The following is a 13,427-nucleotide window of genomic DNA, read 5'->3' as shown; positions in this document are numbered from 1 at the left end:
CTCTAGTAAAAAGGAGCCACTCTTTTTATTTATCTCACTTTTTCCTTCGTTTCAGCATTTCGATACAAATGGCAAGCGACAAAACGGCCGGGTTCGATTTCTTGAAGCTGGGGACGAGATTCTCCACATTCAGGCATCGCCTCCGGACAGCGGGTCCGAAACACGCAGCCGCTTGGCGGATTGACCGGGCTCGGCAGCTCTCCTTTTAAGAGAATACGCTCACGCTTGTCCTCCAATTCAGGATCTGGAATCGGAATCGAGGACAAAAGCGCCTTTGTATAGGGATGGAGCGGTTCACGATACAAGGTGCCGCTCTCTGTAATTTCCATCATGTGCCCTAAGTACATGACACCGATCCTGTCACTGATATGCTTCACCATCGAAAGATCATGGGCAATGAATAAAAACGTTAGCCCTTTCTCTTTTTGAAGCCGCTTCAGCAGGTTGACCACCTGCGCTTGAACAGAGACATCAAGTGCAGAAATCGGTTCGTCCGCCACGATAAATTCAGGATTCAGCGACAGTGCTCTCGCAATCCCGATTCTCTGCCTTTGCCCGCCGCTAAATTCATGCGGATAACGGCTGCCAAAATCGGGGTGAAGCCCAACTGCCTCAAGCAGCTCGTCCACGACGAGAAGCCGTGCTTTATGGGTATTGTAGAGATTATGAATCTCCATCGGCTCCAAAATAATTTCTCGAACGGTCATGCGCGGGTTAAGTGAAGCATAAGGGTCCTGAAAAATCATCTGCAGTTTGCGGTTGAAGGCAAACTGCTCTTTTTCACTCAGTGCATGAAGATTTGTGCCTCTGTATATCACACTTCCTTCTGTCGGCTGATAAAGGCGCATCAGCACTCTCCCCAAGGTTGATTTCCCGCACCCTGATTCCCCGACTAGCCCGAACGTTTCTCCTTCACGAATCTGAAAGGTGACCCCGTCGACGGCTTTGACTGTCCGCTTTTTCCCTGCGTCAAAATGCATTTTCAGCTGGCTGACCTCTAACAAAGGCAGTGGCGTCATTTGTCTCCCTCCTTATTCTGAAAAACAGCGGCGCACCGCACATAATTCTTTTTCATAGATTGTCTCTTTTAATGTGAGGATTTCGATTGATTTCCCTGTCTTTGGAGAATGCAGCATTTTCCCGCCGCCTACATACAGACCGACGTGATGAATCGCTCCTTTTCCTTCCTCATAAGCAAAAAACAGCAGGTCACCAGCCTTCATATCATCAAGCGGGACACCCTTCCCCGCCTTAGCCTGATCTCCCGCATCACGGGGGATGCTGTATCCATTCGCCTTAAATATACTGTACATAAATCCGGAGCAATCAAACCCAAACCCGCTGATCCCTCCCCACAGGTAGGGAAGGCCAAGAAAAAACGCACCCGTTTGAATGATGTCTTCAGCAGTCCCTTTCTGTTGGCTGACAGGCACTGCATCACTTTGCTTCACAAACCTTTCCCCAAAAACGGTCGAAACCTTAAAATATCCGTTTTCTTTTGCAATAAGGGGCAGAACTGTCAAAAAGCTTAATTCGATCTCCTTTTCCCCATTGCTTCTGTACAAAAAGGCAGCAGGTTTGCTGATCATCACATCGTGTTGTGTATGGATGGGCTTTGTTTTTTCCAGCTGGTACTTTTTCATCCAGCCCGGGTATCCGCGCGGATCCTTTCGGGATGGCTGGCTAGGCACGATCACAGAAACCCATTCCCCCTGTTCCGCCGTCACAAGTACCTTTTCGCCAAAGAGAACCTGAGTTTGGATTACATTGTCTGTACATAATCCAAGCCGTTCATCATACGTCATGCGCTCCAGCCAGTCTCTGATCATTACAGTCGGTTGAAGCATGAATTGATCAGACAGACGAGGTGAATTAGGCGCTGTCCAGATGTTGGCCACTGCTGATATGACAGTGTGCATCATTGCTCTTTTTCCCCTTTCAAAAGCGCAGCCCCGGTGATTCCGAGGCCCGGTTTGCCAGGCATCGAAATCGTGCTGCCGCGATATGTTATGCCGCCTTTGAATACATCTGTTTTCAGCATCAGCGGCGCGTCAAAATCAAAGCGTGTGATGTTTCTCTTGCTTGCCGCAAAATGCGCCGCGGCCGTAATGCCCAGCTTCGTTTCGATCATGCTGCCGACCATACACTCCACCCCGCAGGCCTCCGCCATGGCATTAATTTTCTCTGCTCCGCTAATGCCGCCCGCTTTCATCAATTTAATATTGATCAAGTCTGCGCTCCGGGTTTGCAGAACTTCGAACGCCTGGCGCGGTGTAAAAACACTTTCATCAGCCATAATCGGCGTATCTGTTGCATCTGTCACCTTTTTAAGCCCAGCGAGATCATCTTTATGGACAGGCTGCTCGACAAGCTCAATGCCTAGACCCGCATCCTCCATTTTCCGAATGGCAGTTACCGCTTCCTTCGGCCTCCACCCCTGATTAGCGTCTAAACGCAGTTTCACAGCTGATCCGACACGTTTTCTGATTTCCTGGATACGGGCGATATCTGTTGCAATATCATCTTTTCCGACCTTTATTTTCAGCGTTTGAAAGCCTTGTTTGAGATAATTCTCGGCATCAGCTGCCATCTCTTCAGGTGAGTTGACACTGACGGTATAATCTGTTTCCAGCGTATCTCGATATCCGCCAAGCATTTGATAAAGCGGCAGCCCGCACATCTGCGCCCAGCCGTCGTATAGCGCCATTTCTACAGCAGCCTTCGCGCTCATATTTCCTGTAAGAAGATGCTGGATGTCGTGCAGAACGGCCTCACAGCCCGCCAGGCTTTTTCCAAGCAATGCCGGTTTCAAAACATTGTGAATGGCACTTTCAATGCTATCCATGCTGTCTCCTGTAATCACTAACGTCGGGGGTGCTTCTCCCCATCCGACTGCACCGCTGTCATAAGTAATCCTTACTATGACTGATTCAGCCGTATACACAGTGCGAAGCGCGGTTTTAAACGGCTTTGTCAGCGGAACGGCGATTCGGCTTGTTTCGATTCGAATGATTTTCATGTCTTCAGCGCCCCTTCTGAAACGCCCGCCTCTATTACGACTGTTTTTTCTGCTGTATTCATAGCAGCTTTCGCACCGATCGGAACGGCAATACTTGGCGAGCAGTGGCCGATTTTAAATCCTCTCAGAGCGGGCCTGCCCGCAGATATAATATAGTCTTCCAGCACCTGCTCAAGCGAGAGAGACTTCTCTCGCTTCACCGGGACACAATTGTGAAAATCACAAACTAGAATTCCGGCCGCGTCCGTCAGCTTCCCCGCCATTTTCAACTGATTCAGCATTCGGTCGATTTGATAAGGCTCCTCGTCAATATCTTCAATAAACAGAAGCTTTCCTCTCGTATCAATTTCAAATGGCGTGCCCAGTGTAGACGTCAGCAAAGACAGATTTCCCCCGACAAGCTCGCCTTCCGCTTTTCCAGGAACAAGCTCGGTCAGCGGAGAAAGCTCTTCTGTATAGGTGAATTCCGTCTCTTGGAAGAGCTGCTTATATGACGCTTTTGTCAGCGGGTGAACGTCGTCAAGGCCAATATCCGTGCTGAGCATCGGGCCATGGAAAGTGACAAGACCTGTGTTTTGATGAATGGCAGTATGTAAAAACGTAATATCGCTGTATCCCCAAAAGATTTTAGGGTGTTTGCGGATCAAGCTGAAATCAATGCCCGCGGCGATACGTCCTGTGCCAAAACCCCCGCATGCGCACAACACTGCTTTTACCTCATCGTCTCTGAACATCTCATGGAGATCCGCCAGCCGCTCATCATCCTGTCCCGCTAAATAGCCGTGCTGGTTTTTCAGCGCCTTGCCCAACTTCACCTGAAGACCGAGCTCTTCTAAAAATAAAAGCGCGGTGTCAAGCTTTTTTGGATCCGGCGGACTTGCGGGCGCGATCACTCCGACTGTATCACCCTTTTTCAGCGCTTTCGGCTTGTAATTCAACGAAAACACTCCTTTCATTTGCTCTGCACCCTACGTATACGTGCAAGAAAGAGAAAAAATACCGCTCCTTCGCATAAAGAAGCAGTATTTCCTCAATCACCGCCATCAGTTTTTATCTGCCCATTTTAAATCGATATAGCCGACAGGGTGACGGACAATTCCTTTTACTTGTTCATTTTGCAGGTGAACCTGATTATAAAAATAAACCGGAATGACCGGCGCTTCATTGATGAGCAGCTCTTCAGCTTGATGCATAAGAGAGAACCGTGTTTTTTCATCGGCTTCATTTTTCGCCTGTTTGATCAGCTGATCGTATTCTTTATTGGCCCAGCCTGTGCGGTTCATCGAATTTCCCGTTTGAAAGGCTTCCAGAAAACTGATAGGGTCTGCATAATCAGGCAAAAATGAGCTTTGAGAGAATTGGAATTTCAGCGCTTTTTGATCCTCTAAAAATACGTTCCATTCCATATTGGCCAGCTTCACATCGACTCCAAGGCTATTTTTCAATTTTTGCTGAATAGCTTCGGCAATCTTTTTATGCTCCGGCTTTGTGCTGTAAGTAAGCGTGATCGCAGGAAGCTTATTATAGTTTTCTTCCTTCATGCCCTTTTCGAGCAGCTGCTTCGCTTTGCTTTCGTTAGGCTTGATCAGGTCTCCGCCTGCTTCACGGAAATCTTTGCCGTCAGGCTGCGTAAACCCAGGCGATACAAAGGCGTGCGCCGGTTTTTCATTATTTTTCGTGACGTACTTTACAATTTCCTCTTGATCCACAGCCATCGCAAAGGCTTTTCTGATGTTTTCATTTTGGAACGGCTCCATGTTGACATTAAATCGATAGAAATAGAGACCCGCCTGGTCAACAATATTGACGTTATCCTGATCAAGCAGCTGATCACTCAGCTCAGCAGGGACATAAGCGGTATCAAGTTCCCCTGATTGAAACATCTGGTAATCTGTATTTCTGTCACTGACCATCGCCCATTTCACCTTATCAAGCTTCACTGTATCTTTATCCCAATACGTGTCGCTTTTCTCCATTGTGATGCTGTCATCATGCTTCCATTCCGTTAACTTAAACGGGCCGTTTCCGACAAATGTATCCGCCTCAGCAAACCACTTTGGGTTGTCTTTATCGACCTTTTCATTTACCGGAAAATACGCAGGATTGGACACAACGCTCAGAAAATATTTTTGCGGTGCTTCCAATGTAACTTCAAGGGTTCGATCATCCTTTGCCGTCACCTTCACATCGTCTTTTTTCCCTTTCCCGCTGTTATATGCTTCGCCGCCTTCAATAAAATAACCTAGGAATGCCGATGAAGCGCCTTTTTTCGGATCAAGCATCCGCTTCCACGCGTATTCGAAGTCTCCGGCTGTTACAGGATCTCCGTTTGTCCATTTCGCATTTTCCCGAATCGTAAATGTGTAAGTTTTATTATCTTTCGAAACAGACCATTTCTCCGCCATTGCCGGCTCGGGCTCATGATCTTTGCCAAGACGCGTCAGCCCCTCCATGATGTTATTTAACGGCTGCCATGACACATTATTAAAGCCGATCGGCGGATCGAATGAAGTCGGTTCATTTTCATTATTTACATACAGCACCTTTTCTCCGCTGGTTTTTGCCTTATCATGACTGCCTTCTTTTCCGGCCTGTTCATTTGCTGTGCACCCCATCAGCGCAAACGAAAGTCCTAATGCAAGACCCATGCCCCATAGCTTTTTCACTCGTTTCATCCTCTTCCCCCTTTTCATGTTCAATCCTTCGCATCTCCTGACAGCACCGCATGCTCTGCTCGTTGATCCTGCAGCCAGCAGTTGACGGTGTGCGAGTCAGATCTGATCGTCTGGCCCGGGTACACCCTGTCACACACAACCATCCTGTTCGGACAGCGAGCGGCAAACGGGCAGCCCGGCGGAGGCGAAAATAAATCCGGCGGCGTTCCGTCAATCGGGGTCAGCTCAGCGCCATCTAAATCCAGCCGCGGGACAGAGCCCAGCAGGCCTTTTGTATATGGGTGCTGCGGCTGATAAAAAATATCTTTTCTTGTGCCGATTTCCGCCATTTTCCCGGCATACATGACTGCGACTCTGTCAGCTACCTGGGCAACAACCCCTAAATCGTGCGTAATCAGAATGACAGACACATTCGTTTTTCTCTGAATCTCTTTAAACAGCTCTAAAATCTGTGCCTGAATGGTTACATCCAGGGCGGTGGTCGGTTCATCCGCAATTAAGATATCAGGCTCGCAAATCAGCGCCATCGCAATGACAATCCGCTGTCTCATACCGCCGCTGAATTGGTGGGGATATTGCTTTAGGCGCTCTTCGGGATCTGGAATACCAACCAATGACAGCATGGAAAGCACCTCTTTCCGTGCCGCTTTTTTGCTCATTTTTTTGTGGCGCAATAGCGCTTCCCCCAACTGGTCGCCGACAGTCAGCGTAGGGTTTAACGCCGTCATCGGGTCTTGAAAAATCATAGAAATGTCGGCTCCCCTTATACCTCTCATTTCTTTGTCAGAGAGACGGCAAAGGTCTTTGTTTTTAAATAGAATGCTGCCGTCTGTCACCTTCGCCGAATAAGGCGGAAGCAGGCCCATGATGCTTTGGGAGGTAACGCTTTTGCCGCAGCCGGATTCGCCGACGATCGCAAAGGTTTCTCCTTTATACAAATCAAAGCTCACCCCTCTGACCGCCTGAACCGTCCCGCCGTAAGTCGTAAAAGACACGTGCAGATTTTGGACTGACAGAACTTTTTCCATACAGCTACCTCCTCAGCTTAGGGTCAAGCGCATCCTGCAATCCGTCCCCCAGCACATTAAACGCGTACATCGTCAGAGATATGAAAAAGGCCGGAAAAAACAGGCGCCACCAATGCCCAGATAAAATCGTAGGCAGGCCGTCATTCGCCATCACGCCCCAACTTGCAAACGGAGCCTGTATGCCGAGGCCGAGAAAGCTTAAAAATGATTCTGCGAATATGGCGGCAGGTACGGTTAATGTCATTTGTACGATGATCGCTCCCATAGTATTCGGCAGCAAATTCTTCCGGATGATGCGAAAGGTTTTCGCGCCAAAGGTTTTCGAGGCGAGTACATATTCATAATTTTTAATCTGAAGCACCTGGCCTCTTACAATTCTCGCCATGCCGACCCACCCGGTCACAGTAAGCGCCACAATAATAGTGCCCAGTCCCGGCCCCATGAGCACCATCAGCAAAATGACAACAAGCAGGTACGGCAGCCCGTACAGCACTTCGATAATCCGCATCATAATGCTGTCAATCCTGCCGCCTTTATAGCCGGCAACGCCTCCGTAAATGACACCGATCAAAAAATCAATCAGTGCTGCCATCACGCCGACAAACAACGAGATTCTCGCGCCATACCATGTTCGGGTAAACACATCCCGGCCGAGTTCATCGGTGCCGAACCAATGATCGGCTGAGGGCGGAAGATTTTGTTCTGTCAGCGATTGGCGTACGACACTATGGGGCGATAAAAAGGGCCCGATAACTGCCATGACAAAAAGAAATAAAAGAATAAAGAGTCCGGCCATCGCTAATTTATTTTTTTTCAGCCTCCTCCAGGCATCCTGCGTGTATGACAAACTCGGCCGCTTGACCGAATCGGCTTCCCGATTTTTTTCCTGATTCGAGACAAACCACTCATCAGGCACCTGATTGTGCTGTTCTGGCTGGCGTTCATCCGTTTGTACAGGGAGATTCACACGCTTCACCCTTTCTTATGCAGTTTAATGCGCGGGTCTAAGAGACCGTAGGCCAAATCGACCAAAAACAGCATGATAATCAGAATGACGCTGTAAAAAACGGTCGTTCCCATAATCACGGGGTAGTCCCGCTGATTAATGCTTTCAACAAAATATTTTCCCATTCCCGGAATGGCAAAGATTTTTTCAATGACAAAGCTTCCTGTTAAGATGCTGGCGACGAGTGTGCCCAGGACGGTAATGACGGGCATGAGTGCATTTCTGAGTGCGTGTTTTACGATAATTTTGAACGGAGAAAGCCCTTTTGCTTTTGCTGTGCGGATATAATCCTGTGTCAGAACTTCGACCATGCTCGACCGTGTCAGCCTGGCAATGATCGCCATTGGCCCTACAGCAAGCGCTGCGGTCGGAAGCACCATATGAATCGGGCTCGTCCATGTCGCAGCGGGAAATAGTTTGAGATTGACAGCAAATTGCTGAATGAGCAATGTTGCCAGAATAAAATTCGGGATGGAGATGCCGAGTACTGCAAGACTCATCGCGGCGTAGTCCAAAAAGCCATTGCGGCGGAGTGCAGCAATTACGCCCAGCACCAGCCCAGAAATCACAGCAATGACAATCGCTGTCATCCCAAGCTCAAAGGAAACGGGAAATCCGCGTTCCAGCATATCATTTACACTGTCCGACGGTTTTTTAATTGAAGGTCCGAAATCGAATGTAATGATGGATTTTAAGTAGAAAATGTATTGGAAAATGAGAGGATCGTCTAAGTGATAGTAGGCTTCGAGATTTTTTTGAACGGCTTCATTTGTGCCTCTCTCCTCGTTAAAAGGAGATCCGGGAATGACCTTCATGAGAACAAAAGTCAGGGTGGTAATCACCAAAATCGTAGCTGCCATTGCCCAAAAACGCTTTATCATGTATCGCGCCAAAGCCTAAAACACCCCTTTAGCAGAATGATGTCCGCATCGCAAGCTCAGTCATGACAAGCATCGCCTGATAGGCTTCAAGCATGTCCTTCGCCTGAAATTGAACGGTTGTAGTTCCCGTCTTGATTTCCGTTCCCGGCATCAGATTCGCCCATTCTGCTTGGCCATAATTGGCGAATTCAATGCTCAGAACCGGCCTGTCAGGCGGTGTGAGCGGCTTGACTTTGTCCTTGTTTTGCAGGGCAAACGCAGTTTTTTCTGTCAACAGCCGTCCGGCTTTCGCAGGCGACAAGCACTTTACTGCGGATCTTGAAATGGTTTGTTTGACTGCGGCTGTCGTCACGTTCGGGATAAGCTCTTCCGCTTCCTTTGCCGCCCGGTCATCCCCGGCTACCATTAATACCGGGACACCATAATAACCGGCAACGTATGCATTTAATCCAAGCTCACCGACAGGCCGATCGTTTATGTAAAAATGACGGACGCCGAAAATCATGCTGTGTGACATGACACCAGGAGTCGAGGCTCTCGCATGATAACCGAGAAACAAAGCGCCTGTAAACGTATCATCCAGTCCCTCCACCATTGAAAATGGTTTGACGTCACCAGAAATCAAGTCTGCTTCAGGGTGAAGCTTTTCAACCATCAGATTATTCATCTTCGAATGACTGTCATTGACCAGCACCTCGGTACACCCGCTGTTAAACGCTTCAGCAATACAGTAGTTTGCTTCTTCAGTCATGATAAGCCGTCCGCGTTCATAATTCCGCTTGCCGGAATCCACAAAGGTATCGTCCGGAAGACCCGAAATACCTTCCATATCTACTGACATGTACAATTTCATAACGCTCCTCCTTTTTTACTAAATTATGAATATTCTAACAAATTATATTAAAAAAAGAGGAAAAATGCAATATAACTGGGAAAAATCTCAATCATTCAGTGATAAAAAAAGAATCCTCTTTCAAGGATTCATGTCTGTTTACCAACCTGTTCTGTAAGCAGTTCATATTTTTTCAGGGTTCTTTCAAACACCTCATCAAAAACGTCCGGCACAGAGGCGTGTATCACCTCAGCTCCCTCTCCCGTTATTCCGCCTTTGGTTGCAACACGTTCCAGCGTCTCCTCGAAAGACATATTTTTTTCGATCAGCACCTTGCCAGTTCCGTATAGCGAATGAATCAGAAAATCAAAGGCTTCTTCTTTGGACAGGCTGCTGTTTCTGACGGCAGACAGTGCCAGCTCTTCAAAGATTGCAGCTATGAATCCCGGTGCCGAGCTCGTTAAATTGCTGGCCGCATCAACATTCGATTCTTTGATTTCTCGAACACGGCTGAAAACCGATAACAATTCATTCAGATGCTCTTTCTTCTCCGCAGCCAGTGCTTCACTGTGAACGACAAGTGAAATGCCAGCTTCTGCTTCGGACGTAATGGCAGGAATAACACGTGAGATACCCGCTTCTGTTTCTGCCTCCAAAAGACGCAGCGGCACACCGGCAGCTATGGATACGATGTGAGTATTTCTGTTCACATACGGGTGCAGACGGCGCATTGTTTCGATGACATGGAGTGGCGGGACGCATATCAAAATCAATTGGCACGTATTTGCCCAATTCTCCAACGGATCAGCCGATACGTTTGGATAATCTGACATGAGTGCCCGCAGCCGCTCCCCCTTCGTTCTCGTCTCAATAAATAGCTCATTCTCTTTTATTTGTTCATGTTTCAACAGCTGTCTGGCGATCATATCCGCCATGCTGCCATATCCAATCAATCCAATCTGTTCCATCTACTCAGTCCTTTCATATACAATATGAAGTGTACCGTTTTCCGCACTTTTTCACAATTTCCCATAATCTTTTCATTTTTATCCCACAGTTTTTGTTTATGATAAACTCAAGTCATAAACCTATCAATATAAATAGACATGTGAAAATAGAGAAACGGAGTGAACATGATGGATAACTATCGTGATGAAAACAGAACGAAAGGTAATGAGAATGAGGTCTTTTTAACGAAAGAGAACGATCAGAGCGCCTCCTACTCGGCCCGCAATGTCATTCATGATCAGGAGAAGAAAAAACGAGGATTCGGATGGTTCAGACCGTTGCTTGGCGGAGTGATCGGCGGCAGTCTCGCCCTTGGCATTTACACGTTTACACCGCTTGGCGACCATGATTCTCAGGACACTGCAAAACAATCATCCAGCCAGCAGCAAACGCAATCTGTTACAGCAACAAGCACCTCCTCTGAATCTAAAAAAAGCTCATCAAGCTCAAGCAGCTCATCTGCATTCAAGAGCGAGGACTCTTCTAAAATCTCAGATATGGTAGAAGACCTTTCACCAGCGATTGTCGGTATTACAAATCTTCAGGCACAATCAAACAGCTCTTTGTTCGGCTCTAGTTCTTCTGATTCCAGCGAAGATACAGAAAGCGGTTCAGGGTCAGGTGTCATTTTCAAAAAAGAGAATGGCAAGGCTTATATCATTACAAATAACCACGTCGTAGAAGGGGCATCATCACTGAAGGTATCTTTATATGACGGCACTGAGGTTACTGCAAAGCTGGTAGGCAGTGACTCGTTAACTGATTTAGCCGTCCTCCAAATCAGTGATGACCACGTCACAAAAGTGGCAAACTTCGGTGATTCATCTGATCTCAGAACAGGCGAGACCGTTATTGCGATTGGGGATCCGCTTGGAAAAGATCTGTCCCGCACAGTAACACAAGGAATTGTAAGCGGCGTGGACAGAACGGTTTCAATGTCTACATCAGCCGGCGAAACGAGCATTAACGTCATTCAGACAGACGCAGCAATTAATCCAGGTAACAGCGGCGGTCCTTTGTTAAATGCAGACGGCAAAATTGTCGGCATTAACAGTATGAAAATCAGTGAGGATGATGTTGAGGGTATCGGATTCGCCATTCCAAGCAATGACGTAAAACCGATTGCTGAAGAATTGCTGTCTAAAGGACAAATTGAACGTCCATATATCGGTGTCAGCATGCTTGATCTAGAACAAGTGCCGCAAAATTACCAAGAAGGCACACTCGGCCTGTTCGGCAGCCAGCTGAATAAAGGTGTTTACATCCGTGAGGTCGCTTCAGGCTCTCCTGCGGAAAAGGCCGGATTAAAAGCGGAGGATATTATCATCGGCCTAAAAGGTAAAGAAATTGATACAGGCAGTGAATTGCGCAATATCTTATATAAAGACGCAAAGATCGGTGATACCGTTGAAGTGAAAATTCTCCGAAACGGCAAAGAAATGACGAAAAAAATTAAACTGGATCAAAAAGAAGAGAAAACTTCGTAAGACATAACGCCTCAGGCCGTAAAAGCGGTCTGAGGCTTTTTATTAGATAAAAGACCTAATTGTTCTATGAAACTTTCTGACGAGATATCCGTATATCATACAGATTGACATCATTCACATCAGATGCTAGAAACATCGTTTGCTAGGAGGCATGAACATGTAAACCGTGGGACTGAGTATGATCTGCGCAGGATTGGCTTTTCTTTTGCTGAGCTTTCTTCTCTCTGAATCGACGTTGACGTGGGGAATTGTATTGGGTACCAGTATTCTATTAAATATAACTGGTACGGCTCTAATCATGCGTTTCTTAAAAGCCCCCCAATATAACAGCTGACATGCAGCAAAGCCGAGGACGAAATCTTTAAGTTTTGCTGTTTTTATTTCAGCATGACTGAACCGCAGTACAAGCTCACAATCTCTTCTTTACCCAATTTCCATATATCTATCAGCATCTTTTGCTTTAGATCGTGCTCAGAACATAAAAACCCCCTGTCCGTAACGGACAGGGGGTTTGAGGTTATGACATATGCTGGTCTCTATAGAGTCTTTTATTTTCAATTCCATACGATTTTTGGACGATGTAAAGCGGCCTGTCTTTGGCTTCATCGTAGATTCTGCCGATATATTCGCCGATCACGCCCAAAATCAGAAGGACAATGCCGCTGAACAGGAGCTGGATCACAATAAGTGATGACCAGCCGGTAATCGTGCTGTCTGTGAATAGCTTCAGATACAGCACGATAAACATATACAGAAATCCAGCACCTGACATTAAAATCCCCGCATAGCTTGCCAGCTTCAGCGGTTTATGTGAAAATGTCGTGATGCCGTCCATTGACAGCTTCAGCATTTTCTTGAGCGGGTACTTTGTTTCTCCGGCAAGCCTTTCATCACGTACATACTCGACCGCTGTCTGTTTAAAGCCCACCCAGCTGACTAGCCCTCTGACAAATGGATTTTTTTCTTTTAATCTCTTCATTTCATCACAGACTTTTCTGTCCATGAGACGAAAATCCCCCGTATCAATCGGGATATCAATATCTGTCATACCGCTGAGAAGCCGGTAAAACATAGCCGCGGTTTGTTTTTTGAAAAAGGTTTCCCCTTTTCGTTTAGTCCGCACGGCGTACACGACCTCATAGCCTTCCTTCCACTTTTCAATCATATCTAAAATCAGTTCAGGAGGGTCCTGCAAATCGGCGTCAATGACGACGATTGCATTCCCCTGTGCATAATCCATACCCGCCGTAATGGCGATCTGGTGTCCAAAATTCCTTGAAAAATCAATAATTTTCACTCTCGGGTCGATCAGGCTGTGCTCTCTTAAAATCTCAATACTGCGGTCTTTGCTGCCATCGTTTACAAAAAGCAGCTCGTAGTTTTCCTTCGTTTGATCCATGACCTCTTTTAAGCGCTGATAGGTTTCATGAATGACAAGCTCTTCATTATACACAGGTACAACAATTGAATATTGAATATGTCTGCTCATGT

Annotated in this window: 12 protein-coding genes; 1 reads left to right on the top strand and 11 read right to left on the bottom strand. The window is 47.0% G+C overall.

What is annotated here, in order from left to right; all coding sequences use genetic code 11:
- Positions 1–29: 29 nt before the first annotated feature.
- From AC07VD_RS07640 to proG, 10 genes are all read right to left on the bottom strand, one after another.
- Positions 30–1,019 carry an ABC transporter ATP-binding protein gene (locus tag AC07VD_RS07640; protein ID WP_033884972.1) on the bottom strand — a complete coding sequence of 330 codons (990 nt, stop codon included), beginning with the start codon at positions 1,017–1,019 and terminating at the stop codon, positions 30–32.
- A gap of 12 nt (positions 1,020–1,031) precedes the next feature.
- Positions 1,032–1,922 carry a gamma-D-glutamyl-L-lysine dipeptidyl-peptidase gene (gene eepC, locus AC07VD_RS07635; RefSeq protein ID WP_326237657.1) on the bottom strand — a complete coding sequence of 297 codons (891 nt, stop codon included), beginning with the start codon at positions 1,920–1,922 and terminating at the stop codon, positions 1,032–1,034.
- Complete coding sequence (gene ykfB / locus AC07VD_RS07630) at positions 1,919–3,019, bottom strand: L-Ala-D/L-Glu epimerase (protein WP_305090502.1); 1,101 nt, start codon at positions 3,017–3,019, stop codon at positions 1,919–1,921. The genes eepC and ykfB overlap by 4 nt, the downstream gene beginning before the upstream one ends.
- On the bottom strand, positions 3,016–3,975 hold the full coding sequence (locus AC07VD_RS07625; RefSeq protein WP_069322536.1) for a S66 peptidase family protein: 960 nt from the start codon (positions 3,973–3,975) through the stop codon (positions 3,016–3,018). Before AC07VD_RS07625 ends, ykfB begins: the two co-directional genes overlap by 4 nt.
- An 87-nt stretch (positions 3,976–4,062) precedes the next feature.
- Positions 4,063–5,712 carry a dipeptide ABC transporter substrate-binding protein DppE gene (gene dppE / locus AC07VD_RS07620; protein ID WP_124059939.1) on the bottom strand — a complete coding sequence of 550 codons (1,650 nt, stop codon included), beginning with the start codon at positions 5,710–5,712 and terminating at the stop codon, positions 4,063–4,065.
- 2 nt (positions 5,713–5,714) lie between these two features.
- Positions 5,715–6,722, bottom strand: a complete 1,008-nt coding sequence (dppD, locus tag AC07VD_RS07615; protein WP_038829055.1) for a dipeptide ABC transporter ATP-binding subunit DppD — start codon at positions 6,720–6,722, stop codon at positions 5,715–5,717.
- Positions 6,723–6,726: 4 nt separating this feature from the next.
- A complete protein-coding gene (gene dppC, locus AC07VD_RS07610; protein ID WP_014476568.1) occupies positions 6,727–7,689 on the bottom strand; it encodes a dipeptide ABC transporter permease DppC in 963 nt (320 codons plus the stop codon).
- Between the two features lie 5 nt (positions 7,690–7,694).
- Entirely contained in the window at positions 7,695–8,621 is a 927-nt protein-coding gene (gene dppB, locus AC07VD_RS07605) for a dipeptide ABC transporter permease DppB (protein ID WP_003245446.1), read from the bottom strand.
- Between the two features lie 16 nt (positions 8,622–8,637).
- Positions 8,638–9,462 (bottom strand): D-aminopeptidase DppA, encoded by an 825-nt coding sequence (dppA, locus tag AC07VD_RS07600; RefSeq protein ID WP_029317684.1) that lies wholly within the window; start codon positions 9,460–9,462, stop codon positions 8,638–8,640.
- A 128-nt stretch (positions 9,463–9,590) separates the two neighbouring features.
- On the bottom strand, positions 9,591–10,409 hold the full coding sequence (gene proG / locus AC07VD_RS07595) for a pyrroline-5-carboxylate reductase ProG (RefSeq protein WP_124059771.1): 819 nt from the start codon (positions 10,407–10,409) through the stop codon (positions 9,591–9,593).
- 168 nt (positions 10,410–10,577) lie between these two features.
- Between proG and htrA the strand changes: the two genes are divergently transcribed.
- Positions 10,578–11,936, top strand: a complete 1,359-nt coding sequence (htrA, locus tag AC07VD_RS07590) for a serine protease HtrA (protein ID WP_124059938.1) — start codon at positions 10,578–10,580, stop codon at positions 11,934–11,936.
- Between the two features lie 517 nt (positions 11,937–12,453).
- On the opposite strand, the gene AC07VD_RS07585 is transcribed toward htrA, so the two are convergent.
- On the bottom strand, positions 12,454–13,425 hold the full coding sequence (locus AC07VD_RS07585; RefSeq protein ID WP_015715747.1) for a glycosyltransferase family 2 protein: 972 nt from the start codon (positions 13,423–13,425) through the stop codon (positions 12,454–12,456).
- Between the last annotated feature and the right edge of the window lie 2 nt (positions 13,426–13,427).

The organism is Bacillus sp. GW821-FHT01G09 (assembly GCF_059422205.1).
This window is presented reverse-complemented; position numbering and strand designations above follow the sequence as displayed.